Annotated in this window: 25 protein-coding genes, 1 other RNA gene and 1 pseudogene; 12 read left to right on the top strand and 15 right to left on the bottom strand. The window is 48.3% G+C overall.

Translation table 11 applies throughout. The features are described from left to right. Nucleotides 1-17 precede the first annotated feature (17 nt). The 3 genes from NC997_RS14350 (at nucleotide 18) to NC997_RS14340 (ending at nucleotide 2,119) form a co-directional block, all read left to right on the top strand. Nucleotides 18-854 carry a dienelactone hydrolase family protein gene (locus NC997_RS14350; protein ID WP_190527757.1) on the top strand — a complete coding sequence of 279 codons (837 nt, stop codon included), beginning with the start codon at nucleotides 18-20 and terminating at the stop codon, nucleotides 852-854. Between the two features lie 305 nt (nucleotides 855-1,159). After that, entirely contained in the window at nucleotides 1,160-1,642 is a 483-nt protein-coding gene (locus NC997_RS14345; protein WP_190527724.1) for a flavin reductase family protein, read from the top strand. Between the two features lie 123 nt (nucleotides 1,643-1,765). Further along, nucleotides 1,766-2,119 (top strand): phenylpyruvate tautomerase MIF-related protein, encoded by a 354-nt coding sequence (locus tag NC997_RS14340; protein ID WP_190435216.1) that lies wholly within the window; start codon nucleotides 1,766-1,768, stop codon nucleotides 2,117-2,119. A gap of 221 nt (nucleotides 2,120-2,340) precedes the next feature. Here NC997_RS14340 and NC997_RS14335 read toward each other — a convergent pair whose 3' ends face one another. Continuing rightward, nucleotides 2,341-3,531 carry a pentapeptide repeat-containing protein gene (locus tag NC997_RS14335; RefSeq protein ID WP_190527726.1) on the bottom strand — a complete coding sequence of 397 codons (1,191 nt, stop codon included), beginning with the start codon at nucleotides 3,529-3,531 and terminating at the stop codon, nucleotides 2,341-2,343. 4 nt (nucleotides 3,532-3,535) lie between these two features. Further along, nucleotides 3,536-4,492, bottom strand: a complete 957-nt coding sequence (locus NC997_RS14330; RefSeq protein ID WP_190527728.1) for a type II secretion system F family protein — start codon at nucleotides 4,490-4,492, stop codon at nucleotides 3,536-3,538. Nucleotides 4,493-4,776: 284 nt separating this feature from the next. Here NC997_RS14330 and coaD point away from each other — a divergent pair, with 284 nt between their 5' ends. Both coaD and NC997_RS14320 read left to right on the top strand, forming a co-directional pair. Continuing rightward, nucleotides 4,777-5,328, top strand: a complete 552-nt coding sequence (gene coaD, locus NC997_RS14325; RefSeq protein WP_190414577.1) for a pantetheine-phosphate adenylyltransferase — start codon at nucleotides 4,777-4,779, stop codon at nucleotides 5,326-5,328. Then, complete coding sequence (locus NC997_RS14320) at nucleotides 5,238-5,948, top strand: DivIVA domain-containing protein (RefSeq protein ID WP_242031383.1); 711 nt, start codon at nucleotides 5,238-5,240, stop codon at nucleotides 5,946-5,948. The genes coaD and NC997_RS14320 overlap by 91 nt, the downstream gene beginning before the upstream one ends. Before the next feature lie 190 nt (nucleotides 5,949-6,138). On the opposite strand, the pseudogene cysC reads toward NC997_RS14320, so the two are convergent. Beyond that, nucleotides 6,139-6,671, bottom strand: a pseudogene (gene cysC, locus NC997_RS14315) (adenylyl-sulfate kinase). A gap of 121 nt (nucleotides 6,672-6,792) precedes the next feature. Here cysC and gor point away from each other — a divergent pair. From gor to NC997_RS14290, 5 genes are all read left to right on the top strand, one after another. Continuing rightward, a complete protein-coding gene (gene gor, locus NC997_RS14310) occupies nucleotides 6,793-8,193 on the top strand; it encodes a glutathione-disulfide reductase (protein ID WP_190527730.1) in 1,401 nt (466 codons plus the stop codon). 292 nt (nucleotides 8,194-8,485) lie between these two features. Continuing rightward, complete coding sequence (locus NC997_RS14305) at nucleotides 8,486-9,067, top strand: sigma-70 family RNA polymerase sigma factor (protein WP_190527759.1); 582 nt, start codon at nucleotides 8,486-8,488, stop codon at nucleotides 9,065-9,067. Then, nucleotides 9,064-9,426: a hypothetical protein gene (locus NC997_RS14300; protein WP_190527732.1), complete on the top strand. Its 363-nt coding sequence runs from the start codon at nucleotides 9,064-9,066 to the stop codon at nucleotides 9,424-9,426. The genes NC997_RS14305 and NC997_RS14300 overlap by 4 nt, the downstream gene beginning before the upstream one ends. A gap of 129 nt (nucleotides 9,427-9,555) precedes the next feature. Continuing rightward, nucleotides 9,556-10,068, top strand: coding sequence for a Spy/CpxP family protein refolding chaperone (locus tag NC997_RS14295; protein ID WP_190414573.1), 513 nt, complete (start codon nucleotides 9,556-9,558; stop codon nucleotides 10,066-10,068). A 33-nt stretch (nucleotides 10,069-10,101) separates the two neighbouring features. Continuing rightward, entirely contained in the window at nucleotides 10,102-10,734 is a 633-nt protein-coding gene (locus NC997_RS14290) for a YqiA/YcfP family alpha/beta fold hydrolase (protein WP_190527734.1), read from the top strand. A gap of 580 nt (nucleotides 10,735-11,314) precedes the next feature. Here NC997_RS14290 and NC997_RS14285 read toward each other — a convergent pair. The 7 genes from NC997_RS14285 to NC997_RS14255 form a co-directional block, all read right to left on the bottom strand. Further along, entirely contained in the window at nucleotides 11,315-12,337 is a 1,023-nt protein-coding gene (locus NC997_RS14285; protein ID WP_190527735.1) for a hypothetical protein, read from the bottom strand. Nucleotides 12,338-13,203: 866 nt separating this feature from the next. Continuing rightward, nucleotides 13,204-14,025, bottom strand: coding sequence for a peptidoglycan-binding protein (locus NC997_RS14280; protein ID WP_190527738.1), 822 nt, complete (start codon nucleotides 14,023-14,025; stop codon nucleotides 13,204-13,206). A gap of 150 nt (nucleotides 14,026-14,175) precedes the next feature. Beyond that, nucleotides 14,176-15,456 carry a pitrilysin family protein gene (locus NC997_RS14275; protein WP_190527740.1) on the bottom strand — a complete coding sequence of 427 codons (1,281 nt, stop codon included), beginning with the start codon at nucleotides 15,454-15,456 and terminating at the stop codon, nucleotides 14,176-14,178. A gap of 111 nt (nucleotides 15,457-15,567) precedes the next feature. Beyond that, the gene (locus NC997_RS14270) at nucleotides 15,568-16,836 is read right to left on the bottom strand and encodes a pitrilysin family protein (RefSeq protein ID WP_348257798.1); all 1,269 of its coding nucleotides are present in this window, start codon (nucleotides 16,834-16,836) and stop codon (nucleotides 15,568-15,570) included. A gap of 196 nt (nucleotides 16,837-17,032) precedes the next feature. Further along, nucleotides 17,033-17,214, bottom strand: a non-coding RNA gene (gene ssrS, locus NC997_RS14265) — 6S RNA. An 81-nt stretch (nucleotides 17,215-17,295) separates the two neighbouring features. Continuing rightward, nucleotides 17,296-18,459, bottom strand: coding sequence for a 5-(carboxyamino)imidazole ribonucleotide synthase (locus NC997_RS14260; RefSeq protein WP_190526378.1), 1,164 nt, complete (start codon nucleotides 18,457-18,459; stop codon nucleotides 17,296-17,298). After that, nucleotides 18,456-18,947: a pentapeptide repeat-containing protein gene (locus tag NC997_RS14255; RefSeq protein WP_190526379.1), complete on the bottom strand. Its 492-nt coding sequence runs from the start codon at nucleotides 18,945-18,947 to the stop codon at nucleotides 18,456-18,458. The genes NC997_RS14260 and NC997_RS14255 overlap by 4 nt, the downstream gene beginning before the upstream one ends. Nucleotides 18,948-19,068: 121 nt before the next feature. Here NC997_RS14255 and NC997_RS14250 point away from each other — a divergent pair, with 121 nt between their 5' ends. Further along, entirely contained in the window at nucleotides 19,069-19,419 is a 351-nt protein-coding gene (locus NC997_RS14250; RefSeq protein ID WP_190412944.1) for a phage holin family protein, read from the top strand. Between the two features lies 1 nt (nucleotide 19,420). Here the strand turns inward: NC997_RS14250 and cobJ are convergent, their stop codons facing one another. The 4 genes from cobJ to NC997_RS14230 form a co-directional block, all read right to left on the bottom strand. Next, nucleotides 19,421-21,373 carry a precorrin-3B C(17)-methyltransferase gene (gene cobJ, locus NC997_RS14245; protein ID WP_190526381.1) on the bottom strand — a complete coding sequence of 651 codons (1,953 nt, stop codon included), beginning with the start codon at nucleotides 21,371-21,373 and terminating at the stop codon, nucleotides 19,421-19,423. An 89-nt stretch (nucleotides 21,374-21,462) separates the two neighbouring features. Then, nucleotides 21,463-22,806 carry a C1 family peptidase gene (locus NC997_RS14240; protein ID WP_190526383.1) on the bottom strand — a complete coding sequence of 448 codons (1,344 nt, stop codon included), beginning with the start codon at nucleotides 22,804-22,806 and terminating at the stop codon, nucleotides 21,463-21,465. Nucleotides 22,807-23,081: 275 nt separating this feature from the next. Next, complete coding sequence (locus NC997_RS14235) at nucleotides 23,082-24,698, bottom strand: NAD(P)H-quinone oxidoreductase subunit N (protein ID WP_190412947.1); 1,617 nt, start codon at nucleotides 24,696-24,698, stop codon at nucleotides 23,082-23,084. Between the two features lie 83 nt (nucleotides 24,699-24,781). Next, on the bottom strand, nucleotides 24,782-24,979 hold the full coding sequence (locus tag NC997_RS14230) for a hypothetical protein (RefSeq protein ID WP_348257797.1): 198 nt from the start codon (nucleotides 24,977-24,979) through the stop codon (nucleotides 24,782-24,784). A gap of 6 nt (nucleotides 24,980-24,985) precedes the next feature. On the opposite strand from NC997_RS14230, the gene NC997_RS14225 reads away from it, so the two are divergent. Next, on the top strand, nucleotides 24,986-25,546 hold the full coding sequence (locus NC997_RS14225) for a Uma2 family endonuclease (RefSeq protein ID WP_190526385.1): 561 nt from the start codon (nucleotides 24,986-24,988) through the stop codon (nucleotides 25,544-25,546). Between the two features lie 85 nt (nucleotides 25,547-25,631). On the opposite strand, the gene NC997_RS14220 is transcribed toward NC997_RS14225, so the two are convergent. Next, nucleotides 25,632-26,981 carry a GGDEF domain-containing protein gene (locus tag NC997_RS14220; RefSeq protein ID WP_190526387.1) on the bottom strand — a complete coding sequence of 450 codons (1,350 nt, stop codon included), beginning with the start codon at nucleotides 26,979-26,981 and terminating at the stop codon, nucleotides 25,632-25,634. Nucleotides 26,982-26,995: the final 14 nt, after the last annotated feature.

The following is a 26,995-nucleotide window of genomic DNA, read 5'->3' as shown; positions in this document are numbered from 1 at the left end:
TTTTTTGGAGAAAACTGCTGATGAAATTCACGCGCCGCGAATTTATCATGGTCTCTACGCTGGCGGCAGGGTTTGCCGTAGCAGTTCGCCCCATTTCTGCCCAAGTCATCACGACCGATAAGAAAGGCTTGGTGGCGGGTGAAGTGAAGATACCCGTAGAAGATGGGCAAATCCCCGCTTATCGGGCGATGCCTGCCAGAGGTAAGAATTTCCCCGTCGTGCTAGTTGTGCAGGAAATCTTTGGCGTCCACGAACATTTGCAAGATATCTGTCGCCGCTTTGCAAAACTAGGTTATTTAGCGATCGCGCCGGAACTCTATGCGCGTCAAGGCGATGTTTCCCGGATGAGCGATATTCAAGAAATTATCACCAAAGTTGTCTCTAAAGTCCCCGATGCTCAAGTGATGTCAGATTTGGATGCAACGGTTGCTTGGGCAGCCAAATCCAGTCGGGGAAACACCGATAAACTGGGAATTACAGGCTTTTGCTGGGGTGGGCGAATCGTTTGGCTGTATGCGGCTCACAATCCCACGCTAAATGCTGGCGTTGCCTGGTACGGACGCTTAGTAGGCGAGTCTTTGCCCCTCATTCCCAAATATCCTCTCGACCTAGTTGATGAGCTGAAAGCGCCCGTACTGGGACTCTATGGCGGCAGCGATACCGGCATTCCGAACGAAACTGTCGAGAAGATGCAGGAGGCACTGAAAGCAGCAGACAATGCTTCGGAAATTATCCTTTATCCGGACACGCCCCACGGCTTTTTTGCCGACTACCGCCCCAGCTACCGCAAAGAGGAAGCAGAAGACGGCTGGAAACGCCTACAAGCTTGGTTTAAGAAGTACGGGGTTGCTTAAGAAGCGATCGCTCATTCTGCGCTTCGGTTGCTTTTAAGTCTACTTAAGCCCTGGCGATTGGAAATCGCGGCTATACAAACGAAGTCCGCCTTCGCGGACTAAGGAAAAATCATTCTTGAACCTGCGTTAGCGAAGCATGCCGAAGGCTAGGCAGGTTTTGTCTGTATAGCTGCGGTTTCAACCGCCAAATCTTAATTTGACACTGATGTGCAATGCCATGCCCCTATGGAACTATCTCCAGATTGATGTTTCTTCCCAAGACATTGATAAACTAAGCGATGTATCAGTAGCTGTCAGGTAAAACTTTGCTAGACGAACAAGCCAAAAAAACTATTCTGCGTAAGATTCCTCACGGACTCTATATCTGCGGTGTCAAAGATGGCGAAGAAGTTAACGGCTTCACATCCAGCTGGGTGATGCAAGGCTCGTTTAAGCCACCGCTGGTTGTGAATTGCGTTAAGCAGGATTCTAAATCCCACGCCATGATCAAAGCCAGTGGCGTCTTTGCACTTAGTTTCCTGGATGAGGGACAGCAAGACTTAGCGGAAAAATTCTTCAAGCCGCAGCGCCGCATCGGTAATAAATTTGAAGATGTGGAATTTTATCTAGGACAAGAAACCGGCTGTCCCATCATCTCCAACACCCTCGGTTATGTGGAGTGTAAGGTTGTCGGTGCTGTAGAACACGGCGATCATACCGTCTATGTCGGGGAAGCGATCGCTGCTGGCGTCCACCGCGAGGGTAAACCGCTTTTACTCGAAAATACCCCTTGGCAATATGGTGGGTAATTGGTAATTGGTAATCGGTAATTTGTAATTGGTAATTGGTTAGTAGCAAAGGACTAATAACGAATGACTAATAACGATTACCCATTACCTAATGCCTTTTGAAAGGATTTAGAGTAAAAGATTATGCCGCTAATCAAAGTTCAAACTTCTGTTGATTCTCCCGATCGGGGTGCTGTTGAGGGTCTGCTGAAAAGTCTTTCTGCTAAATTAGCGAAGCATACAGGCAAACCGGAATCCTATGTAATGACGGCTTTTGAGCCGAGTGTGGCGATGACATTTGGGGGGACTCTCGATCCCGTCTGCTATGTTGAAATTAAAAGTGTCGGTAGCATGAGTCCGTCGCAAACAAAGGCAATGAGCCAAGATTTTTGCCAGCAAATTAATGAGAAACTTGGTGTATCTACAAACCGGATTTACATTGAGTTTGCTGATGCCAAAGGTTCCATGTGGGGCTGGGATGGCTCAACATTTGGTTGATTAAATCCTACTTGATAATGCCCGCACCTAGAAGGCTGGGGCTACACAAATAAAGTCCGCCTGGGTGGGCTAAGAAATTGGAAATATTGGGGTTTGTAATTGGGTGCAGTACATTGTGACCTCTCCCCAACCCCTCTCCTCGTAGGAGAGGGGCTTTTCCCCTTACCTGCAAGGGAAGGGGGTAGGGGGTTAGGTTCTATATTTGATTCAAATAACAAGCATTATATTGGGGCGATCGCATCCGTCTTTCCCCCAGCTTGCGTCCAATGTGCAGGTCTTTCCACATTGTCCGGCAATACAGTTTTGCGATCTCCAAATGCTCTTTCGATTTGCTCGTATTCTAGGTTTTCGGCTGACCTGAGGTATACTCCTCGCAGGTTGGCTTCATCTAAGTCTGCCCCTTGCAGGTTGGTCTCACTCAAGTTTGCCTCTTGCAGATTAGCGTTATTGAGGTATGTCTCTTGTAGGTTAGCTCCCCTGAGAGCTGCCTCTTGCAGGTTAGCTCCCGTGAGAGCTGCCCGTTGTAGGTTAGCGTTAGACAGGTATGCCTCTTGCAGGTTAGCTCCAATGAGGTCTGCCCCTTGCAAGTTACCTCCAAAAAGGTCTGCCCCTTGCAAGTTAGCTCGCCTGAGGTTTGCCCCTTGCAAGTTAGCTCCAAAAAGGTTTGCCCCTTGTAGGTTAGCTCCAAAAAGGTTTGCCCCTTGTAGGTTAGCTGCACTGAGGTCTGCTCCATCAAGGTTGGTATGTTGTAAATTTAGCCGTTGATTTTCTGGGTCTTCATCTACGTCGCGCCGTCCGATAACTGTAAGTGCAGCTTGAATATCCGTAGGGATTTTTGGTAATTGCTCCTGCTGTATCTGTTCCTCCTTCAAAGGAGCCTTCTCTCGCACAAAAGCTGTTAGCACCTCCATAATTGTCCAATGGTCTTTTTCGGAATCGTTAGCAATTCGTTCTAGAGCATAAATTCCCCCTAAACGGATAGAGATATTATCAGAACCAAGCTGTTCAACTGCTTTAGTAAAGCGTTCTGTGATTTGCTTATCTTGTGCCGCTTCTGCATTTTTTAGAGCAGCTTTAGCATTATCTAGAGCTGCATCAGCGCTTTTATTGGCAGCGATCGCGCTATCATCCATCGCTTTAGCTCGCTTCGCTGCATAGAAAACGTTAAAGAGGATTGCGGCTCCTCCAAAGGTTGTTGCAACAATTTTTAAAGCTTCAATAACAGAGCTGATGCCTTGCCTTTTAAGCTCAATAAACTCCTTTGGAGTCAGGATTTTAGAAGAATTATTGAAGTGTTCAATGGGAACTACATAAAGTTGCCATAAACACCGGAAAGCTATCACTCCTATGGCAAAAAATGTAAGTGATAGAATGATAAGCCAGTTTTTTAATCCTTCTGTTTCATCACGCATAAAGTTATCCTGGCAGAGAGTTTATCAGCGAATTAATTGCTCGAATTGCGACTAAAAGCACTAAACCTCCAATCGCTAATAGACTCAAAGGACGCAAGATTCCCTCCAACTGCCTCAAACGTTTCTCTAAGTCGCTTTCGTAATATTGCTCCAATTTTCGCAGCGCCGCATCTAAATTTCCGGTTTCTTCACCAGTGCGAATATATTGGATTGCAAGTGGCGGTAACTTGGTTTGCAGACTCTCGGTGAGGCTTCTACCGAGACGAATTTGCCGAGCAGCTTTTGCTACGTGGGTTGCCATCTGAGGATCGGGGATGCGATCGCGCAACAATTCCAGCGCAGCGAGAATTGGTACCCCGCAACTTAAAGGCAAGGACAACTCGGTAAAGTAAAGGAGCGATCGCGCTTGCATGACTTTATCCAAACCGGGAAGTTGCGCCGCCAACCGCTGTAAACCGCGTCCGGGAAAGCGAGAATTCAGGATAGCTACCCCAACCAAAAGCACTGCCAATCCAAAACTGCACAGCCAGAAACCAGGATGGGTAAGCTTTTGAGGATTTCGCTTGAAAAGTGCGGCGACGAGTACCAACAGACTCCAAATCAGAGCGATCGCGGCGATTCCCACGGAACGATAGAGGCGTTCCCGTTTGACTTTCGCTTCCGCCGCCGTTGCCAATCTGCCAAAAGTCTCTGCTAGCGATCCGCTGTATTCTGCTAACCGAATTAGGCTAATCGTCCAACCATCAAAATATCGAGCGTCTAGTGTCAAAGCAGAAGCCAAATCTTGCCCAGAATCCACCGCTGCACCGACTGTTTGCAGATAGCGCCCGAAGGGAGAATTGCGATCGCGCTCAACCAAATTTAAGCTTTGCTGTACTGAAATGCCAGAATTTAGCAAAGTGGCGAACTGCTGAAAAAATTGAGCCTTTTCCTGGTTTTTCAACTTAATGTGTAGATTCACTAATCGGATTTTAGCTTTTGCTGATTTTCTAGCGACCCTCTTGAAAGTTAAGGAGTGGCGCTGGTTGCACTAATCTAGAGACTCTCTGCGATCGCAGCAGAGGGCGATTGCTGGCTCGTGTATGCCGCGAGAAGAGGGTGCTGAGGCGATGAATCGGATCTGGTTGCGATCGCTCTCGTTTAGTGGTTGGTGCTTCTCGCTAAAACCGGAGACTTTTAACAATTCGTAGTTTTAGGGGTACTGTATGAGTACAATTTCCTTAAGCTAGCTCACACACCTCTTCCGTGATTGCAATCTATCCTGGCAGCTTCGATCCAATTACTCTGGGACACCTCGACATCATTAAGCGCGGTTGTCGGCTTTTTGATGGGGTGATTGTTGCGGTGCTGCGGAACCCCAACAAAACGCCCCTGTTTACAGTACAGGAGCGCATCGAGCAGATTCGTCTATCGACGCGATCGCTGCCGAATGTAGAAGTTGACAGTTTTGACGGTTTGACAGTCAACTATGCCAGAATCCGAGAAGCGGGCGTGCTGCTGCGCGGTTTGCGGGTGCTTTCTGACTTTGAACACGAGCTACAGATGGCTCATACAAATAAAACTCTGGACGACCGGATTGAGACGGTTTTTCTAGCAACCTCTAACGAGTACAGTTTCTTAAGTAGTAGCTTAGTGAAAGAGATTGCCAGATTCGGCGGCTCTGTCGATCATCTTGTTCCCCAGCACGTCGCCTTAGATATCTACCGATGTTACGCCAAGACTCTTCCCGCCTCGAACCCGATAGTAATGGACGCTTCCCCGAAGGTGAATTACCCGACAGTGGATCGGGAAGTGTAGATATTCAGCGGGAACTCGACCGCATCGAAGAAATGATTCTTGATAGTACGCGCATTCCCTTGACTAGCCTGCGCTTAGTCGATGAGAATCCGTTACTCGATCAGCTGGATTTGGTGCGGATCAATCTGCCACCGGCTTTTCAGGAAGCTGAAGAAATTGTTCGCCAGAAGGAAGAAATTCTTTTGCAAGCGGAGGATTATGCACAGCAGATTATTGAGACAGCAGAACGCCGAGCCGATCAGATATTGGATGAAATGGGCTTGATTCGGCAAGCGGAACGGGAAGCTCAAGCGATTCGGCAGGCGGTGCAGCAGGAGTGCGACGCCATCCAAGAACAAACGATCGCAGAACTCGAACGGATGCGCCTACAAGCACAACAAGAGCTAGAGCAGATGCGATCGCTTGCTATCCAAGAATGCGAGGACATTCAAAACGGAGCGGATGATTACGCCGACCAAGTTCTCACCAATATCGAGCAGCAGCTTAACGATATGCTCAAGGTCATCCGCAACGGTCGGCAACAGTTACAAAATGACGCTCCTCCACCACCGTCGCCGCGTACTCCCACGATTAGAGAAGTGGAGGGGGACAGAGGCAGAGGCACAGATAAGAAGAAGTAGGTATTAGGTGGCGGTGCCTATCCACGATACTTTTGTGCTTTAGCTCTCAAACCTTCATATTAGATTTGTGTAATTATCCATAATAAAAGAACCCCACCCCCAGCCCCTCCCCGCAAGTGGAGAGGGGAGCCGGAGCCGGAGCCGCAGGTGAGGGCGGGGAGGGGTTCCTCTTAAGTGCGGTTTATCCTTACTAGAGGTAGCCCAGTTCTTCCAGCTTTCTCAAAACTTTCTCTGTGCTTTCCTCTATCGTTTCTTGGTCTGTGTGGCATTCGATTTGGGGATGCAGGGGCGATTCATAGGGGTCATCAATCCCAGTGAAGTTTTTGATTTCCCCAGACCGCGCTTTCTTATACAACCCCTTCACATCTCGCTGTTCGCAAACCGCTAACGGTGCATTCACATAAACCTCAACAAAATCTCCAATACGCGATCGCACTTCTTCTCGAATTTCCCGGTAAGGCGAAATTGCCGAAATGAGTACGACTACCCCGTTGCGAGTCAGGAGATGAGCCACAAAACCAATGCGCCGGATATTCTCATCCCGGTCTTCTTTACTAAACCCCAAACCTTTAGTCAGATTTTGGCGCATTACGTCTCCGTCGAGGATTCCACCTTGTCTCCGCGTTTCTGCAATTCTTGCGCCACTTCTTTGCTAATAGTGGTTTTTCCTGCACCACTTAAACCTGTAAACCACACGGTGACGCCACGCTGCTCTCGATCCATTATTCTTCGCTAAAACTGACGGTATTCTCATCCGACTTTAAGCGATCTGCGGAAAATGGGAAAGCAGGAGCATCATCGTTACATCTTTTAAACTAAATGAAGAAAGAGAGGACTTCCAGTCATGGCATTTGATTACGATTTGTTTGTCATTGGGGCGGGTTCAGGGGGATTAGCGGCTTCCAAACGCGCGGCTAGCTACGGAGCGAAGGTAGCGATCGCAGAAGGCGATTTAGTGGGTGGTACCTGCGTCATCCGGGGCTGTATTCCCAAAAAATTGATGGTTTACGCCTCTAAATTTTCTCATTTGTTTGAGGATGCCGCAGGCTATGGCTGGACTGTGGGCGAAAGGAGCTTAAACTGGGAACATCTGATAACGACTGTCGATAAGGAAGTCCACCGTCTCAGCCAGTTGCATATTGGGTTTTTGGAAAAAGCTGGGGTGGAGTTAATCAAGAGCCGCGCCACTTTATTAGATCCGCATACGGTAGAAGTGGATGGGCGCAAAGTCACGGCTGACAAGATTTTAATCGCCGTGGGTGGGGAAGCCATCAAGCCGAATTTACCAGGGATGGAACACACCATCACTTCCCGCGAGATATTTCTCCTCAAGGAACAGCCGAAGCACATCGTCATTATTGGCGCTGGCTATATTGCTGTGGAATTCGCTTGTATTATGCACGGACTGGGATCGAAAGTCAGTTTGTTGCTTCGCGGCGATCGCATTCTCAAAGGTTTTGATGACGATATTCGCATTGGCATTCAAGATGCGATGACGCATCACGGCATCAACATTATCACCAATGTTACCGGGAAAGGTGTTGAGCAAACCTCAGAGGGTCTGAAGGTTGCTTTTACCGAAAAAGGCAAAGACGCGGATACAACCCTCACCGCAGACCAAATTCTAGTCGCCATCGGTCGCGCACCTTTGTTAGGAAAACTTGGTTTGGTGAATGCGGGCGTTAAAGTTGTTAATTGTGAAGACGAAGATTTACCCAGATTGCACGGGTACAGCGTCAACTGTGCCATCGAAGTCGATGAATACAGCCGCACCAACCAGCCGAATATTTTCGCTGTAGGCGATTGCACCAACCGGATCAATTTAACCCCCGTCGCCATTGGCGAAGGTCGCGCTTTTGCTGATACTGAATTTGGCAACAATCGCCGGGTGTTTAATCACGAAAATGTTGCTTCCGCCGTATTCACTCAGCCAGAAGCCGCTACGGTGGGAATCAGCGAAGCCGATGCGCGGAAAAAGTTGGGCGATGACAACGTGCAAATTTATCGCGCCCGATTCCGTCCTCTGTTCCACAGTCTCACCGGCGCGGATGAGAAAGTCATGGTCAAGTTAGTCATTGACAAAAATACTGATCGCGTGCTGGGCGCTCACATGGTAGGCGAGTATTCAGCTGAGGTGATTCAAGGAATCGCGATCGCAGTCAATATGGGAGCCACCAAAAAAGACTTCGACGCCACCGTTGGCATTCATCCTTCCACCGCCGAAGAGTTCGTCACTCTGCGATAAATTACGCTTACTTGTGATTTTGTTAACCCGCTTCTAAAGCCTTTTTAGGGCGGGTTTTTGGGTAGCACTCGGTTGGCATCCTCCAAGCGCAGATCCTCGTCATCAAGAGTAGTGCGATCGCTCTTTTTTCTCATTTTCTCGATAGATGCGATCGCACTTTCTCTAGTGATTCACCGCATAGATGCGCTGCTTGCCTTTGAACCTTTTCCCTAGATGCCCAGTCTAAAGCATTAGAAATCCAACAGTGGTAAGAGAGAGCCAATCGGTGTCAGCTGTACCAATCAATGCGCTAATGGGCGATCAAGCCAAAGAAAAACCCGATCTCGACACCGATGCTTACTTGGTAAAGCGGTGTCAAGAAGGCAACAAGCAGAGCTTTCGGCAACTCTACCAGCGCCATCAGCAGCGTGTCAGATCGACTCTTTACCAACTCTGCGGTACCTCATGCTTAGATGATTTGGTGCAAGAAGTATTCTTACGCGCTTGGAAGGGATTACCAAAGTTGCGGGAAACCGCCCATTTTTCGACTTGGCTTTATCGGATTAGCTGGAATGTCGCGTCAGATCGACGGCGACAATTTGCTGTAGAAACCCGAAATTTCGCGTCTTTACAACAAAGCGCTACCAATGCCTTGCCAAGTCAACAAGAATCTCCCACTCTGATGCACTTACATTATGAAGATTTAGTGCAGCGCGGACTGCAACAGCTAAGTTTCGAGCATCGCGCCGTACTGGTTCTGCACGACTTAGAAGACGTTCCGCAAAAAGAGATTGCAAATATCTTGTCGATTCCAGTTGGCACAGTAAAATCGCGGCTCTTTCATGCTAGAACCTCCATGAGGCAATTTCTCCAGAAGCAAGGAGTCCAACTATGACTCAGTTCCCCGATGATGACAAACCCCTAGTAGAGTTTCTGCGCCAACACCGGGGTTATGTTCCCCCATCTGCACCCGATTTAGAGAGCCAGATTATGCAAGCAGTAGCATCTGCGCCTTCACAGCCGCAATGGCGGCGACAGAGGTGGATTTTACCTTCTGCCCTTGTTGCTAGTCTGTTAGTTAGCTGGGCAGGATACCGCGTGCTGGTGCCTAACACTGCATCGACTGCATCCACAAACACCGCCGAACTGGAAGCATTTCTGGCGACGAACTGGGATAGTGTTGTCGCGGGTGAAACGCCCGCGTCGTCGAGCAGCCAAGATGCAGAAGCTGATTGGTTGCTCTCAGAAAATTAGCTTTTTTAGGGAATCGGTAATGGTCAGTTATCTTTAATCAGCTCATTGCGACTACCTCATCAAGAATGGCTAATTGCGTCTTAACGAATTACTAATTACTAATTACTACTAACGACGGAGATTGTTTTCATGTCCCTAAATCGTATTTCTCTGTTAGCGGTTCTCATACTATCTATAGGGAGTGCGGTTGCTCTTGCCGATCCGAATCCCCAATCTTCTCAAACAATTGCCCAAAATTCGCCGGGTGCCCGTCCTCAAAGAGGCAACAAGGATGGACTCCTTCAGCAACTCAATCTTACCCCACAGCAAATGCAGCAAATGCAGGCGATTCGGCAGAAGTATAGAACCCAGATAGCGCCGCGCCAGCAAACTCTACGTCAAGCTCGGCAAGAGCTAGCGACACTGATGAATAGTACAGCTTCCGCCAGCCAAATTCGCTCTAAAAATCAGCAAGTTGAAGAGTTGCAGCAGCAGCTACAAAAGTTGCGGTTTGAAAGTATGTTAGAAATGCGAGAAGTTATGACTCCAGAGCAACGCGCCAAGTTTGTCCAACTGATGCAACAGCGACGACAACAAAAGGGGCAACGGGCGGGGAAAAATAGAGGACAAGGATTTCCAGGTTCGCTGGAGCGAAATTTTTAGCGGTTGATACGCCGGAAACTACTGCCCAATTGGATGCTTAATTATATTTATCTGCATGGATTTGCCTCTAGTCCCCAGTCAACGAAGGCGATCTATCTGCGCGATCGCTTATCTTCCCTGAAAATCCCCTTGACAATCCCCGATCTCAACCAAGGCGATTTTTCCCATCTGACAATAACTCGGCAAATAAAGCAAGTCGCCGCTGAATTTCCCCCAAACCCTATGCCTGTCACTGTCATAGGCTCCAGTTTGGGGGGTTTAACCGCAGCTTGGGTGGGAGAAAAATACCCCCAGGTTCAGCGGTTAGTTTTGCTAGCTCCGGCTTTTGAGTTTCTGACTCACTGGTTGCTCCGACTGGGGGAAGAACAACTGCAACAATGGCAGACAGAGCAATATTTGCCGGTATATCACTATGGCGAGAAGCGATCGCTTCCTCTGCATTACCAGTTCGTCACCGACGCCGCCCAATATCAAGACGAACAGCTACAGCGCCCCATTCCTACTCTGCTTCTGCATGGGCGTCACGATGAAGTGATTCCGATTGCTGCTAGCCGCAACTACGCCGCCTCACGCCCTTGGGTTAAATTCATCGAACTAGAGGACGATCACAGTTTAGGAAACGTCTTACCTGAAATTTGGGAATTGATCGAAGCTTTCTGCTATTAATACCTGTTTGTTTCGCCGCCCCTTTAAGCGTTCCACTGCCATATAAAAAACTAAAACCCGCCTAAGATACCGGCGGGTTCGTGAACGAGCGATAAATGGTCAGGTTACTCAAACGAAAGAGGAAAAATTCTAGGAAAGTTGACGAAACCAAAAACTAACTCTACTAGGGTGGACTTAATTCGCAACAAACCTTTTCTAACTATCTTGCATTCCCTACGCCGATTCAGGCAATGATCTAGATCCGCAACTTAACAGTTCAAATCAAAAAGAAGCGAATGAACTTCAGCGCGATCGCTACATTTATTAGAGAAATACAACCAAGATTCGGTGTTGCGTTGGATAAGAGCGGGAGACACAGGCTCGAATCCGAAAACTTGGTGTCGAAGGTTCTTACTTCGTTGTGCCTATATTTAAATTAGCACTTGATTCTCCAACCCAACTCGTTCGTTAAATTAAATTCATATCCCTTTATGTGTCGAAATCTTTAAAAATGCTAGTTCAAAAATGAAAGATTTGCGATACACCGATAACAAAGCCCCCTCCAATATTAGGAGGGGGCTAGATTGCAAAGTTTTAGTCGTTATTGACCCGTACTGCTTGACCCACCAGTTGTCGAACTGCTTCCCGGTGTGGTGCCGGTGGTTCCGTTGGTGGTCGAACTGCCTCCCGGTGTGGTGCCGGTGGTTCCATTGGTGGTCGAACTGCTTCCCGGTGTAGTGCCGGTGGTTCCGTTGGTGGTAGCACCGCTATTCGGTGTGGTGCCGGTGGTTCCATTGGTGGTCGAACTGCTCCCCGATGTGGTGCCGGTGGTTCCATTGGTGGTAGCACCGCTATTCGGTGTGGTGCCAGTTGGATTTTGGGTGCCTGGGGTGGTGCCAGAAGTATTCGTTCGAGTTGAGTTCTGACGCACTGAAGGCGCGGTTAGAGTTGTACTAGGACTTGATTGAGTAGTCCCAGAAGTATTCGTGCGAGTTGAGTTCGACGGTTGAGAAGGCGTTACGTTAATATTTGTCTGATTTCGAGTCGGTTGTTGCCCGGAACTCGGAGGAACTGTAATGTTTACATTTGGCGCTCTTTGAGCAGGCGGTGCGTTTTGTGTCTGAGGAACCTGAATCACTGTAGGAGCCTTCTCAACTGTGGTTCTTTCGATAATTCTCTCTTGTGTAGGCTGTTGAGAAGCGCCCGATGAAGACGTATCTGGTGCAGTTGAGTTCGGTGCAACAGAAGCTGAAGGTGAAGGGGAAGGTACGGGAACCACCACAGGCGCAGGCGCAGTGTACTCTTCTACCTGCTGATTTCGTTGGTTGAGGAAGTAGAGGGCACCGAGGGTCAACCCTAGCAGAGAGGTGAGGGCAATCCCTATCAACAAGCCTCTGGCGGCATTATTATTATCGCGGATTTCTTGTCCTTCCTCGTTGACGCGGCGCTCGGAAACGCGACCGTGGACATAACCATCTCGATAGGAGGTCACTTTGCCTGGGTCTACAGTGCCATTCCCGTGAACCGTGTTAGTTGGGCCAACCGGATTATGGGGAGAAACCGGCTGATTTGGGTTCTGGGGAACTTCACGGTTATCGTTATTGCGATTTTGTAGGTTAGACATGAGTATTACTACAACTCCTGAATGGTTTAAAGGCAGAAAAGGATGTTTAAAACTGTTTATGGTCAGTAGATTTGAGCAACGCTGTCTCAACCAAGCCTAGCTAGCAAGGTTAGGAGCCTACCTCGCGCAGAGTTAGAAACATTGTTTTCAATGTCCCCTGTCCTGCTTGTTATTGAGGTGCTGGAACGAGTTCCTGAATTTCCTGAATATTTATCTACAGTTCTTTCAAAGATGGTTGTCTTTTTCTCGATGCTTTGAGAGGGACTGTCATTGGGAACAGGCACAGAGGGTAGAGAAGATTCATTTCGCTGAGCAACGAAGAACAGAGTTCCAACGAGGAAACTTACAATCGATGTGAAAGCAAGATTCATCAGCAAATTAGTCAAGGCATTGGTATTCTCATCAACGAGATAGCTCTGTTCCTGAAAACGACGTTCAGAATTGCGACCTTTAAGGTACTCATTCTGGTAGGAAACCCGTTCAGAATTGCCTCTACCCTGATAGACCGATTTAGGCCTTTGATTGTTATCGGTTCTAGGGTGGTTGTACATGAATGTCGATCGAACTCTTTGTGTCAATCAGGAAACCGAGAAGACCCTGATTTTTTTAGATTGATTGGCAACTACAAGCTAAGGAAGTTAATACTCAGCTGTCTTGTCCTTATAAGCAATACGATATCCGTTAGTCTTGCCTGAATCTCTCTATCTGAGAATGGATTGTCTCCTCCATCCAAGGATTGAGATCGAAAAATCGAAAGGAAGAAGTCCGTGAAAACAGCACGCAGTTGTTCAAAAAAGCGTAAAAAAAACCGTTTTCATCAAGAAAACGGATTTGTGTCATTTTATTTTTTTATAATTGCTATTTAATTAACGCAGCAAAACGTTCCAAGTCGCTGGACCCACTACACCGTCGGCGTCTAGCTTAAATCTTTGTTGAGCAGCTTTGACCGCAGTTTGAGTCGTTTCACCAAAGACACCATTCACCGTTCCTTTGAAAAAGCCAAGGGTTCGCAGGCGCTGTTGCAAACTGGTAACGGCTGGGCCTTGCGTTCCCAGCCTCAGAACTGGAAAATCGAGCTGTCTGGGCTGCTGCGGGTTCGTCCGTGTCTGAGAGCTAGGAGCAGCAGTTGTGGAACGGTTAGCGGTGGTTCTGGCAGCGGTTGCCGGACGGTTGGGGGTTCTGGCAGTGGTTGCCGGACTGTTGGAGGCTGGAACATTCACACTGGGACGGGAAGTTGCCGCTGGTCTGGGATTGGCAGCGGTGTTTGTCGTAGTTGGGACGGGAAAAGATGCTGCCCCGGTGGTAGAAATTGTTGACGCTGAAGGAGACGGGATAACCAGTGGCGTCGCGGCTACTGTAGATTCCGATGGTGGGGCGACTGGAAATAAACGCTTCCAGGTTTCTGCACCCACGATTCCATCCGGTGCTAAACCAGCGGCTTGCTGAAAACGGGAAACTGCGATCGCGGTATTTTCCCCGTACACGCCATTTACGTCGCCATTATAGTAACCCAATAGTTTAAGAGCTGCCTGGAGTTCCGCTACTTCAGTCCCTTGGCTACCAGGTCGTAACGTTTGCCGAGTAACGGTTGCGGATGGAAATGTTTGAGCGATTTCTTTGGCATCACTGGGGATCGCCATAAAAGGCAAAAGTAAAAAGGCAAAAGGCAAAAGAATGTTTTTTTTCATTTTTACTTTTTCCTCTTGAGTTTACAAAAAGGCAAAAGGATGTTTTTTTCATCGCTTTTTCCTCTTGACTTTACAACGCGATTGGAAAAAGCGAAAAGGTTCAAGAAAAAATCTTTCATTTTTACTTTGTCTTTTTACTTTTTTCCTTTTTTAATTTTTAATGTCTAATTTTTCGGCTGGACCAACGAGAGAGACATAAGGTTCGGTAAAATACCGGGAAGCCACTTTTTGGATCAACTCTGGGGTGACGCTGGTAACTTTTTCCTGAAACTCGGTATCAAACTCAATTCCCAGCCCCAAAATTTCGTACCAGCCGAAAACTTGAGCCAGCTGAGCATTGGTTTGTTTGCCGAGAGCGTATTGACCAAGCAGCTTGTTTTTGGCAGCTTGTAGCTCCCGATCGCTCAGTTGAGTGGTGCAAAGGCGTTCCACTTCAGTTCGCAAGCCTTCATAGGCGATCGCGGTGTTTTCCGGTGCCGTGCCCATATATACCACAAACTGAGAGGTTTCTAGCCGAGTCGGATAAAAAGCTGAGACATCGTAAGCCAATCCCCGCTTCTCGCGCAGTTCCACAAACAAACGGCTAGAAAGACCGTTGCCCAAGTAAGTATTGAGCAGTTTCAGGCAGGCGTAGTCGGTTTCTTGCACGGATGGCGCGACGTAGCCTAGCATCACGATTGATTGTTGCGTATCTTGTGGGGTAGCGCAAGAGATGGGTTCAGAGGTGATTTGGGGCAGACTGAGGGTAGGTAGAGGGGTGGTTCCACTCTGCCAATCTCCAAACACTTGATTAACCAAATCAGTGGCGTCTTGGGGAGTCAGGCGACCGGCAATACTGATAACTAGGTTATCGGGACGGAAATACGTCTGATGGTAATGCTGGAGGTCAGCGCGGCTTAAACCAGAGACGGTAGCTTCGGTGCCCAGGCTGGAGAATCCGTAGGGATGATTCTGGTACATGGCTTGCCGCAGCTGGTCGAAGGCGATGGTGAACGGCTGTTCCTGCTGGGAGCGAATATCCTGCAAAGCGAGACGCCGTTCCAGTTCCACTTCGGCTTCTGGAAAGCTAGGCGATCGCAATAATTCTCCTGCCAGTTGCAACATCTCCGGAAAATCTGCGGATACTGTTTTGAGACTCAGCAAGAAATAATCCGCAGCCGCATCAGCACCGAGACTGGCTCCCACTGACTCTACTTGCTCGGCAATTTCTAGGGAAGAAAGGCGATCGGTTCCTTTGGTGAGTACCGTGGATAGCAGGTGAGAAAGTCCCGCTTTTTCTCGTGGCTCCCACCGACCTCCAACCCGTGCAAAAATTCGACCAGCAATAATATCAGCCGCTGGATTTTCCACCGTAATTAATACGATGCCGTTGTCCAAAACACTGCGGTGGATAGTTGGGTTGGCGAGCGATCGCGTCACACTTTGAGTCATTCGTTGTAGAGTCCTTAGTCATTGATCGTCGGTGATGAGTCATCGATCGTGAGTGGTACGAACAACTTACGACTCGCTAATGACGAATGACTCATCACTCCTCTCCTCAAGCTAACAAGGTTTGAGGATTGTGACCGCATAGCGGTACGGGGAGAGATACTGCTGCGCTAGCTGCTGAAGTTCTGTGTTCTCAAAAGACTGGATTTTTTCGGGATAAGTTGTGGCGACTTCAGCCGCTGCAATGGTGTTGTAATACCCATACAAACCCGCTAGTTGGCTAGGTGCTTCTGTGGAAAAAGCATAGTCATTCGACAGCAAGCGTTTACAGCGAGAAAGTTCTCCCTCGGAAACAGGAGCGTTTTGCAACTCGGAGATCGCATCGCCAATGATTGCCTCTACTCGATCTAAATTCTCTGGCCCGAGGCAGGCACTAATCGTAAACAAACTGGAATCCCGTTGTAGGGAGAAACTACTACTAATGTTCTGGACTAATTGCTGCTGTTCTCGCAAGTTCCTGATCAGCCGGGAAGACCGCCCTTCTGCCAACAGTACCGAGATCAAGTCTAAGCCGTAGGCATTTCGCAACTGCTCTACACCCGGCCCCACCCATGCCATCATCAGACGAGCTTGTTCTAGCCTAGGTAAGTGGATTTCCTGACGCCGAATTTCTATCATTGGAGGTTCGGCTTCGGCTTCAGCCAGGGGACAATACAGGGGCGGAGCGAAGTGCTGGAACGAGCGATTTACCAGTTCTAGTGCGGGTTCTTTCTCAACTCCCCCCACAATGACTACCGTCATATTTTCCGGCTGGTAGTGGGAGCGATGGAAGCGACGCATCTCGTCGGGCGATCGCTCCATCAGATGCGCTTCTGTTCCTAAGATGGGACGCCCGTAAGGATGGCGTTGGTAAATACTTTCTGTCAGCGCTTGGAATCCAATAAAATCAGGATCGTCATAACTCTGGCGAATTTCCTCCAAAACTACATCGCGTTCCCGGATAAATTCTTCTTCTGGGATCGCCGCGTTTAAGAGAATATCTGCCAGAGCCGGCAAGGTATTTTCTAAATACTGAGCGGCTGTAACAATAAAGAAATGGGCGTAGTCGTGGCTGGTCGCCGCGTTCGTCATGCCGCCGGTATTTTCAATTACTTGGTCAAATACACCGGGCGGCAGTCGGTCGGTGCCTTTGAAAATCATGTGTTCCAGAAAGTGAGCCATTCCCGACCACTCTTCTGTCTCAGCGATCGCTCCCGCCCTCACCCAAACATCCACTACAACCACTGGTGTCGCTGGGATGTGTTGATAAATCACTGTTAAGCCGTTGTCCAGCTTGAATACCTCAGCTGGAAATTTTGAAGTAGTATTTAGGAGTTGCAACAAACTTTTTATTTTCTAACTCTAGTTAGATGCGAATTCAATTATCCTAGCGCCTAACGCCAAAAAATTATCATTTGTCGATCCAAAGTTTGCAGCTATGGATCAATTATTTAAGAAATACAATCAAAATTTAAAACTTTCAGCCAAGTAAGATACAAAAATCCCCTTATCTCTTGGACAAGGGGATTTTAATTCTATTAGGTTCACCGCAACGCCGTTTTACCTCAGTTTATGACCTGGATAAACCAGGTGGGCACCGAATGTCTGACTTAAAGTTTCCGGGTACTTGCCCGGTCTACTGCTGTCAGAGCTTTTTGGTTCCCGTTAGAACAAGGCAAGATCAAAAAACGTTATTGGCAGTCACCAACGCCGCAGCTTAACCTAAAAATTATTATAGCAAAGGAGCTGAGGAGTCGGGGAGCGGAAGAATCTCATTCAGTTCCTCAGCTCTCAATCCTCTTTTTAGTACCAGATAGATTCAATCGTTTGAGCGATCGCTTCTGCCTCAGAACGGTCGGCTGTTTCTAGCAAAACGGTGACGTGACCGAGTTTTCGACCGGGACGAGATTCAGTTTTGCCATACCAGTGGACGTGAGTGTGAGGCAACTGAGTTAGCTGTTGCCGTTTGGCAAGATAATCGCTCTGGGAATGCTCGTAACCGAGTAAATTTACCATGACCGCACCCGCACTTTTGAGGGCAGGATTACCTAAGGGTAGACCGCTGACGGCTCTGAGTTGCTGTTCAAATTGGGAAGTTTCGCAGGCATCCAGGGTGAAGTGCCCGGAGTTGTGAGTGCGGGGAGCAATTTCATTGACCAACACTTTTCCGGCTGGGGTTAAAAATAGCTCAATGCCAAAGACGCCAACCGCTTGCAGGCTATCGAGAAGCGTATGTGCGATCGCTTTCACCTCTTGTTCCACCGTTGGCGTAATTGCCGCAGGCACCAAGACGCGCCGACACACTTGATCGACCTGCTGAGTTTCTACGACTGGGTAAGTCACCACCTCACCAGCAGCAGAACGAGCGGCAATAATCGCTAATTCTCGCTCAAAAGGGACAAATTCTTCTAACAACACTGGCGCATATTTCAGTCGCTGCCAAGTTGACTCTAGGGCGTGACTATCTTTAATAATGAAGGTGCCTTGACCATCGTAGCCGCCGCGTCGGGCTTTTAGAACGACGGGAAAATCCAGGTCTTTAAGGTTCAAGGGGTGAGTGAATGATTTGGGAAGATTGACTTCCTGATTCTCGGCGTCTCCCTCCAGCGTCGTAAAACTGGGAGTTGGCAAGCCGATATCTTCTAAATAGCAGCGCTGATCGTATTTATCTAACAGCGGCGCTAATACTTCCAGCTTAGGGCGAAAGCAGACGCCTTTCTGGACAAGAGAATCTAAAGCGTTCAGGTTAATAAATTCGTTTTCAAAAGTAATGACATCGCAGCGAGACGCTAACTCGGCTGTAGCGGCAGCATCATCAATAGGGGCAAAAACAGTGGAAGATGCGATCGCCACCGCTGGATCTCTCTGATTGGGCGTCTGCACCACCAATTCAATCCCCAACGCCTCCGCTGCACCTGCCATCATCCAGGCTAGCTGTCCGCCCCCAATTACTCCTACACGCTTCATCGACACCCCAAAGACTCACGAGTTGCGATACCAGTTTTAGAATTTACACCAGATGCTTTAATACAGAGTTCTTTTTTTTGCGCCCCATCTAAAATTGCATCGGTGAAGTCGGCACCAGCGATATTGACACCGTCAAATATAGTACGCAACAGGATACTTTCGACCAAAACGGCATCGCTTAAATCCGCGCCGTTGAGTTTTACCTGATCGACCATTGCATTGGTTAAATCTGCCCCGTGTAAATTAGCATTCGTCATCACCGATGCACTAAAAATCGCTCCTTTTAAGTCCGCCCCCTCAAAGTTAGCGAGTTCCATATTGGCATTGGAAAACTCAGCCACTTGCAAAATTTGACCGGAGAAATCTTTGGCTTTCAGTTCGGCATTGCTATAGGACAAGGGAGGCGGGTAGTATCCTGCTTGGGCTGGGAATGCCCAGATAACGAGAACGATTGTTAGTAGGAACGCAGCGAGTTGCCGAAAGATCATAGAAAAGCGTTTCAAAACACGCTATAGAGTTGGCTATCTTTCAGGTTAGTGTATTCTGGAATCCTTCTAGATGCGAACTAGACCCTTAAAATTGTGAGTGAGCGAGGTTTAAGGAAAGCTTATGCCATACTTTTTGGTGACTTGGCTGCTTACAGCGATCGCGCTAATGATTACTGCATACATTGTCCCCGGCTTTACAGTCACAAATTTTCTGGCTGCGCTGGTTGCTGCGATTGTTTTGGGCTTAGTGAATGCAATTGTCAAACCCCTTTTGGTAATTTTGACATTGCCGCTGACGCTCGTGACCCTAGGGTTGTTTCTGTTTGTGATTAACGCCATCACAATTTTGATTGCTGGAGCGATTACTCCCGGTTTTAGTATCGCTGGTTTTGGGCAGGCTTTGATAGGTTCAATCGTTCTGAGTCTAGTGGCTAGTGGGCTAAACTTTTTGTTCAACAGAGAAGCCGAATAAATTAATGGATTTTGGCGTCAAAACCAGCATCAAAACCTAAGTAGCCGCGTGGGGTAATCATCCAATCAGCGTGGGTGCGAGTGCTGCTATTGCCAATGAGTACCGTTGTCAGCATATCAATCGGAGTATCGAGTAATTTCTCAAGTGTAATCAGCGTAATTTGTTCGTCTTCTCGATAAGCTGATTTCACGATCGCTACCGGCGTTTGGCGATCGCGATATTGCAGAAAGATAGTTTGGGCGATCGCGATCTGTTGAGTTCGAGTTTGCGATCGCGGATTATAAAGTGCGGTGACAAAATCTGCTTGCGCGGCAGCTGTCAGGCGCTTTTCAATCACCTCCCAGGGAGTCAGCAAGTCGCTCAAACTAATCGCGCAGAAGTCGTGCATCAAAGGCGCACCCACTCGCGAGGCGGCAGCTTGTAGGGCGGTAATTCCCGGAAACACCTGCACTCCTGGCGTTTTGCCATCCCAGCCTTTGACTTGGAGTTCTTCCATGACTAACCCAGCCATGCCGTAGATGCCGCAATCTCCAGAAGAAACAACCGCTACGGTTAATCCCCAATTCGCTAATTCTATTGCTCGTTCTGCCCGTTGCCGTTCCTGGGTAATCGGTAACGCTTCTACAATCTGTCCTGGGTGCAGCAAAGGAGAAATCAGATCGATATAGAGAGAGTAACCAATGATGGCGTCAGCGCAGGATACGGCGGTTTGAGCCGCTGGAGTCATTTGGTCTAATTTCCCAGGTCCCGTACCTACTAGCAATAAACAGCCTGTGCGACCCGTATATTCTCGTTCGGATTGTGCGATCGCTACCGTCACCGCCCCTGGTTGCCCTTCTAATTTAAAAACTTGTTTTGCCACTTTCAGCGGCGCAATGTCTTCCGCCCCGACAGATGCTGCATGAATCGCTGCGGCTTCTGCGACGCTGGGCGTTCCGACTTCTGCTTCCACAACCGCTGAGGGAGTGGGAACGCTAACGGAACGCAGAATATCAGCCGGGAACGTTCGCAAAGGCAAGTGGCGATCGCGACATAATTCCACTAGCCCAACTTCATCGGCTTTAATGTCGATGGTGGCAATCCCGGCGATCGCTTCTTGGGCTAAGTGATTTTTCTCAAACACCTGCCCAATCGCTGTTTCTATCAATGCTTTCGAGGTTCCTCGTTCGCAGCCGATTCCCACCCACAAGACTCTAGGATGCCACTGGACTGTTGGCAGCCTTGATTCTGAGGAAAATCGTTGCTGGGTGGGGCTAATCCAAATCCTCGCCTGGGATGATTTTGAACGATCGGGTTCCTGGTTAGATTGAACCATCTCTGATTGGCTAGCGAGATATTCTGGAACCCTAAAATCAAATGGATGTTTCTCAGGAAGATGACTTTGCCATAAAGTAGAACCCGCTTCCTGAATGACTTGTACTCGTTCCCCTCTCGCCACTGCTGCACTAACGCCCGTCCAGTCTCCCTCGCCTCGATTCCAGCCAAAAGGAACGCCCAGCATATCCACTGCGGGTAGTCCTAAACCAGCGGAGGCACCCGTCAAGACTGGTGTTGCCCCAATCGTAAGGGCGATCGCTTGTGCCAACCGATCCGCCCCTCCCTGATGACCGCTACATAGACTAATAACAAACTGACTATTTTCATCTACCACGACCACTGCTGGATCGCTGGATTTATCTTGCAATAAGGGTGCAATCAAACGCACCACGGCTCCAGATGCCAAGCAGAAAACAAAGCCCCGATGTGTATTCCACAAGGTCGCTAGGTGGTCTTTGAGGGAACCGCGATAAACTTTGGCTGATGCGATCGCCCTTGTCTCTACAACATCGCTTAGAGACTCTGGAACCCAAAGAGTAGCACCCGTAGATTGACAAAGCGGCTGTAGTTTTTGGGCACCCGTGGGAGTAGTCGCGATCGCGGCTAGTGGCTGAAAATCACCTAACAGTAATACCATCGATTGTCTTGAGTTGTTTTGTGACGATTATTTTGCGCGATCGCAAAGCGTATGTCCAAAGGGCTATGGCACTACTCGCTCTCCGGATTTTACTCTTCTTCGAGGGTTTCTGAGTCGTACTCTTCGTCTAGCTCCTCGACATCTTCATCGTATTCCTCTACAGCTTCTTCGTCTTCGCCGTATTCCTCGTCTTCGTATTCTTCGTCTTCGTCTTCGGCGACGGCTTCTATATCCTCTTCATCTTCGACGTATTCTTCGTCTTCCTCTACAGCTTCTTCATCTTCGTCGTATTCCTCGCCTTCAGATTCTTCGTCTTCGTCTTCGGCGACGGCTTCTATATCCTCTTCGTCTTCGACGTATTCTTCATCTTCGGCGACGGCTTCTTCGTATTCTTCATCCTCGACGTATTCTTCGTCTTCGGCGACAGCTTCTATGTCTTCTTCGTCTTCGACGTATTCTTCATCTTCCTCTTCGACATATTCTTCGTCTTCGGCGACGGCTTCTTCGTACTCTTCCTCGTCACTGCCGATGTCGGCGTCTGAAATATCGAGAGCATCGCCAATCAGCGGGATAATGTCATCCAAAAAGGAGGCGTCATCATCACTCCAAACGCCTCGGCTATAGTCGAGGTCGGTGACGCTGCGAATCGTCCAGCAGTCATCACAATATTCGGGATTGGTCATGTAGTCGTAGGGAATGTAACAGTATCCCTTGTCTCCCCAGTGTGCGCCCCAAGAATTGCGAACCACAAATACCCGATCTTTGTCCGAGTAGCCGACGCACAACATCGCGTGACCGCCTTGAGACTCCTCTCGCTCCGGGTTGGGCATGGGAATCCCCTTATTTCCCTCCCTCATGAACGAATCGAAAAGCTGTAACCCAAAGGCAAACGGATAGCCCTCGGCTAGACAATGCTTCATGGCGTACAAATCCACGTCAATTCGCTCAGCATCGTCGATCAAGAACTGGGTTGCTTCCTCATAAGCTTGGTCGTGGGGACGGTGAAACAATCGCTCTGGGTGATAGGGCCAGGTTAACTCAGAACAAGCGCCCATCTTTCGCAATACCTGGATGCAATTGCGAAGTGTTGCTCCGGCGTCTTCTTCGATTTCTCCGGCGAGCGATCGCGCATTGTAATAAATAAACAACCGGCTTACATCCCCGGCGGTACCGAGTTGGCGCATTGCCAGGTACTCGTAAGCTCCCGCCATCGCATTCCCCGTGCAACTTCCCACGTCCCCCTGATCTTCTACCGGAGTCAGGTAGTGACGCAAATCGACTCTTGGCGGCAGCTTTTCGGCTTGAAATCGATGAGCCTCGTATTTCTTATCGTTCGCATCCTTTGTGTCGGGTCGATAGCCGCCTAATTTCAACTTTTTGCCGGTCGAATGCTGGACGTAAGCAAGTTTGGGCGAATAGCGAAGATTCGACATAAAACAACCTCTTGGGTCAGCTATCGTTTTATCTGCTCATCTATCTAGGGATAGATTTATGCGCTCATTCTAACTGTCCGCCTGATGAGCGTCCAGGGATGGGAAGCGCCAGTGGATGCGATCGCTCGAAAGCCGAAATACACGCTACATTTTGCCCAAATACCAGAAACCCGGCTTCTTCAAGAAGCCGGGTTTTCCTAAGATAAGGACTTTTTACGTTTTTTAGGCGATGAGGAGTCCTGCTTATCCCTTGTCTTAACCTTGACGCCAGGATGTTAAATCTTGGCGCTGGAATCAAGCTGAGGTTGAATTTGACTAACCGAGTCAGCCGCAGGAAGCATAGATTCTAAGGGAGCAAGGTCTTGCGTCGCTACTGTGTTATGCACCGATGCTTGCAGCATTGGCGTGCGGATAATTGAATTATTCGCCAGGGTAAACAACGGGTTAGACAAAATCCCTGCCAAGGATGTCACCACTAACGACACCACTAAAGTCACTTGCAAAGGACGCATTCCCGATATATTCCAGCGAATTTCTGGATAATTCTTCACGGCGTCAGACATTTCTTGGGGTTCTTTTACCACCATCATCTTGACGACACGGATGTAGTAGTAAATCGAGACGACGCTCGTGAGCAACCCTAGTAAGACTAAGCCGTAAACACCCGCCTGCCAACCTGCCCAGAACAGGTAGATTTTTCCGAAGAAGCCAGCCAAGGGCGGAATCCCTCCCAAGGACAGCAGACAAATACTCAAGCACAAGGTCAGAAGCGGGTCTTTTTGATACAGCCCCGCGTATTCGCTAATTTGATCCGTACCCGTTCGCAGGGTGAACAGAATCACGCAGGCGAAGCCTCCCAAGTTCATGAACAGGTAAACCAGCATATAAAACACCATGCTGGCATAACCTTCTTCGGTGCCGGTAATCAAACCGATCATGACGAATCCAGCTTGGGCAATGGAAGAGTAAGCCAGCAGACGTTTCATGCTGGTTTGGGTAAGAGCAACGACGTTACCCAGTATCATGCTCAAGACTGCAAGGGCGGTGAAGACAAAATGCCACTCTTGAGTGACGAGGGGGAAAGCTGTCACCATTAGGCGGATGGCGAGGGCAAATCCAGCGGCTTTTGAACCGACGGAGAGGAAGGCTACAACAGGTGTTGGCGAACCTTCGTAAACGTCGGGTGTCCATTGGTGGAAGGGAACGGCGGCAATTTTGAAGCCAATCCCGGCGATCGCAAAGACTAATGCAATCAGCAGTCCTAAGGATAAGTCAGCGTTCGCGCTGGAAATGCCAGTAGCGATCGCGCTCAACTTCGTTTCTCCTCCCGATAGTCCGTACAGCAGCGAGACACCGTAGAGGAAAATTGCTGTACTCGAAGCGCCAATCAGCAGGTATTTTAACGCTGCTTCATTGGAACGGGGGTCGCGCTTCATGTATCCCGTCATCAGGTAGGACGAGATACTGAGGGTTTCTAAGGCGACAAAAATCGTCACCAACTCATCTGCACCACACAGAATCATTCCCCCAATGGTGGCGCTGAGCATAATCCCAATAAATTCTGCCAGGGAGGTGCCGCTTTGCTCTACGTAGCGGATCGACATCAAAATGGTGACGGCGGTAGACAAGGCAACGATGCCGCGAAAGACGACGCTCATGGCATCGCCGTTGAAGCTACCCAAGAAGCCGATGGTGTTCGTGTTCCCCCATTGATAGTACAAGGCGACGATAGAGGCGAGTAGACCCGCGATCGCGATATAGGGGGTGAAGCGCGAGGACGACCGTCCGATAATCAAGTCAACGACGAGAACTGCCAAAAGGGTGACAATTAAAATCCCCTCAGGCCAGATTGTCCCAACATTCAACTGGGCTGCAAGTTCAGCAAAACTCATGAGATATATAGTTTTGGGTATTTAGGCAGAGAGACTGAGACTCTTAATATTATTTAATTTTATGGCGTTCGGGGTTGCTTGGATTATTGATGAGGGCGATCGCTTTTGGCGTCATGAACCCCAAAGACGCTAAGAACAAGGAAAAAAGGCAGGAAAGAGGCGAACTGACTTGTCAGCGCAACGCGCGATCGCGCTGTCGCTAAAATCTCAGTATGGCGATCGCGTGTCTTCGATTCTGTAACGATGACGCCATTGATTTTTTCGAGATTCTGCAAGGGCAAAAACCGATGGTACAGTCTTCTTGGGCTACTGTAACTGATGAAGAATTGATGCTCATCAGTTCTAAAAATCCAGATTTACAATTTGAGCGGAACGCTGACGGGTCATTGGTAATTATGCCGCCAACTGGAGGAATTTCTGGGAATCGAGAACTCAAAGCAGGAGCCTATCTGCTGAATTGGGTGGAAACTCACGATTTAGGAGATGTTTTTGGTCCCAGTACGGGGTTCAAGTTAGCAAATACAGCGATTAAATCGCCGGATGCTGCTTTTGTTGCTAAAGGACGCTTGGCAGAAGATTGGGATCGGCAAGAAGATAGGTTTTTAAATTTGGCTCCCGATTTTGTTATCGAAATTCGTTCTAAATCTGATAGTTTAGAAACGCTCCAGGCAAAGATGCGCGAGTATATCGATAACGGAGTACGTTTGGGATGGTTGTTTGACCGTCAAAATCAGCAAGCTTGGGTGTATCGTCCAGATGGCTCAGTTACCCAATATCCCGCTACAGCGGTTTTGAGTGGTGAGGATGTGGTGCCTGGATTTACGTTACCTGTGCGGAGTTTGCTGTAAGCGCGATCGCGTTTAGAGACATGAACCCCCAAGAAGCAAAACCCACATTTTGTAGAGAAGCGATTTCTCGCATCTGGAGAGGGTTTTAGGTTTGTACAGAAAATTCTTCAGGCTCGATTCCCCAATTCACCCAGCGAATTGCTTCACGCGCCGATTTCATATTAGGCGGAACGCGCAAGGCGTGAATGTGTCCGGTACTGGGGCAAGTCATTTTTAATAAATATATTGGCTCTACATCGAGCTTATTATCTATTTTTAATAAGGTATATTCTTGCCAAGAATCTAATTTAGTTGCTTGTAATTCTTGGCAGATTCGACTATAGCCAATTCCCTGAATTAATACTTGCCTCAGCTCAGCGTTGTCTTCTTCTAAAAGCCATTGCGCCTGCAACTGACTTGGGTGCAGTTTGCCGTATTCTTCTGGTAATGTTGCGCCGTGATAGGAGTAAAAATTATATCCATCAGCAAATTGGATTGCCGGTTCTCCTTCGGCATGGAGGCGATTTTGGCTATCGAAAGAGATTTTTATCGGGCGTTCGCTGACTATATTTTGTGTATCAAAGTAGCGCCAAGTCCATCCTGCAAACTGCTGTAACTGCCAATAGGCTTGTCTTTGGGTGTCTCGATCAATGCCATTCAAGGCAGCAATAGACTTAACCGTTTCCCTCGCTGATTCAAATTGAGAAGTTACAACTAAAATATCAATCTTTTCTGTAATTGGGCAGGTTTTCTGTAACAAGTTAACCGGATAATTCAAGAAATTAAGTTGGAGTAAAGTATATTCCTCCCAAGAATCTAATTCTGTAGCTCGTAAGTCTTGTAAAAATCCACTAGCGTCCTTGATTATTACTTCCTTTGATTCCGAATAAGTCTCTTCTAAAAAGGATTCGGTTCTCATAGAGAATTGGATGGGACCTTCCACGCGATCGCGTCCGTTGGATTTAGCCTTATCTGTCTCAATATCCGTTGCTTTAATTAATTCCTGCCAGTTTAATTCAGGCTCTGGAAAGCAAACTGCTACTCCCGCAGAGACAGTGCAACGATGAATGTAGTAATTCGGGTCTACGTATAGTAGCTTAGCTCCTTCCCTAAGTTGCTCGGCTAGTCGCCTACAATCTTCTAGGGAAGTTTCTGGCAAAATTACTGCAAATTCATCACCTCCTTTGCGGCAGGCTATCGCTGAGTTAGGAATATTTCTTTGTAAGAAGCTCCCCAATTCTTGCAGGAAGAAATTGCCTATTGAGAAACCAACCAAATTGTTGTACCTTTGAAACCAATCGATATTTAGCAGAATTAGACCTAATAATTGCTGACTTCTTTCTCGACACCCCTGCCATTGCAAGAATGCAAACATATAACGCTGATTAAATAAACCTGTGAGCGGGTCACGAAATATTTGGTTAAATTGCAAATCATCAATCAGGAGCTGGTTCATTTATTCGGTGTACG

The sequence above is a fragment of the Trichocoleus sp. DQ-A2 genome, from assembly GCF_039961915.1.
GTDB lineage: Bacteria > Cyanobacteriota > Cyanobacteriia > Cyanobacteriales > FACHB-T130 > FACHB-T130.
The sequence above is the reverse complement of the archived record's forward strand: the minus strand, read 5'-3'. Positions and strand labels throughout refer to the sequence as shown.

Excerpts from the sequence above, each read along its gene's own strand:
- NC997_RS14340 (WP_190435216.1), top strand. The coding sequence starts at position 1,766 with ATGCCGCTAATCAAAGTTCAAACTTCTGTTGATTCTCCCGATCGGGGT.
- NC997_RS14335 (WP_190527726.1), bottom strand. The coding sequence starts at position 3,531 with ATGCGTGATGAAACAGAAGGATTAAAAAACTGGCTTATCATTCTATCA.
- NC997_RS14320 (WP_242031383.1), top strand. The coding sequence starts at position 5,238 with ATGTTACGCCAAGACTCTTCCCGCCTCGAACCCGATAGTAATGGACGC.
- gor (WP_190527730.1), top strand. The coding sequence starts at position 6,793 with ATGGCATTTGATTACGATTTGTTTGTCATTGGGGCGGGTTCAGGGGGA.
- NC997_RS14305 (WP_190527759.1), top strand. The coding sequence starts at position 8,486 with ATGGGCGATCAAGCCAAAGAAAAACCCGATCTCGACACCGATGCTTAC.
- NC997_RS14300 (WP_190527732.1), top strand. The coding sequence starts at position 9,064 with ATGACTCAGTTCCCCGATGATGACAAACCCCTAGTAGAGTTTCTGCGC.
- NC997_RS14295 (WP_190414573.1), top strand. The coding sequence starts at position 9,556 with ATGTCCCTAAATCGTATTTCTCTGTTAGCGGTTCTCATACTATCTATA.
- NC997_RS14290 (WP_190527734.1), top strand. The coding sequence starts at position 10,102 with ATGCTTAATTATATTTATCTGCATGGATTTGCCTCTAGTCCCCAGTCA.
- NC997_RS14285 (WP_190527735.1), bottom strand. The coding sequence starts at position 12,337 with ATGTCTAACCTACAAAATCGCAATAACGATAACCGTGAAGTTCCCCAG.
- NC997_RS14280 (WP_190527738.1), bottom strand. The coding sequence starts at position 14,025 with ATGAAAAAAAACATTCTTTTGCCTTTTGCCTTTTTACTTTTGCCTTTT.
- NC997_RS14275 (WP_190527740.1), bottom strand. The coding sequence starts at position 15,456 with ATGACTCAAAGTGTGACGCGATCGCTCGCCAACCCAACTATCCACCGC.
- NC997_RS14260 (WP_190526378.1), bottom strand. The coding sequence starts at position 18,459 with ATGAAGCGTGTAGGAGTAATTGGGGGCGGACAGCTAGCCTGGATGATG.
- NC997_RS14255 (WP_190526379.1), bottom strand. The coding sequence starts at position 18,947 with ATGATCTTTCGGCAACTCGCTGCGTTCCTACTAACAATCGTTCTCGTT.
- NC997_RS14250 (WP_190412944.1), top strand. The coding sequence starts at position 19,069 with ATGCCATACTTTTTGGTGACTTGGCTGCTTACAGCGATCGCGCTAATG.
- cobJ (WP_190526381.1), bottom strand. The coding sequence starts at position 21,373 with ATGGTATTACTGTTAGGTGATTTTCAGCCACTAGCCGCGATCGCGACT.
- NC997_RS14240 (WP_190526383.1), bottom strand. The coding sequence starts at position 22,806 with ATGTCGAATCTTCGCTATTCGCCCAAACTTGCTTACGTCCAGCATTCG.
- NC997_RS14235 (WP_190412947.1), bottom strand. The coding sequence starts at position 24,698 with ATGAGTTTTGCTGAACTTGCAGCCCAGTTGAATGTTGGGACAATCTGG.
- NC997_RS14225 (WP_190526385.1), top strand. The coding sequence starts at position 24,986 with ATGGTACAGTCTTCTTGGGCTACTGTAACTGATGAAGAATTGATGCTC.
- NC997_RS14220 (WP_190526387.1), bottom strand. The coding sequence starts at position 26,981 with ATGAACCAGCTCCTGATTGATGATTTGCAATTTAACCAAATATTTCGT.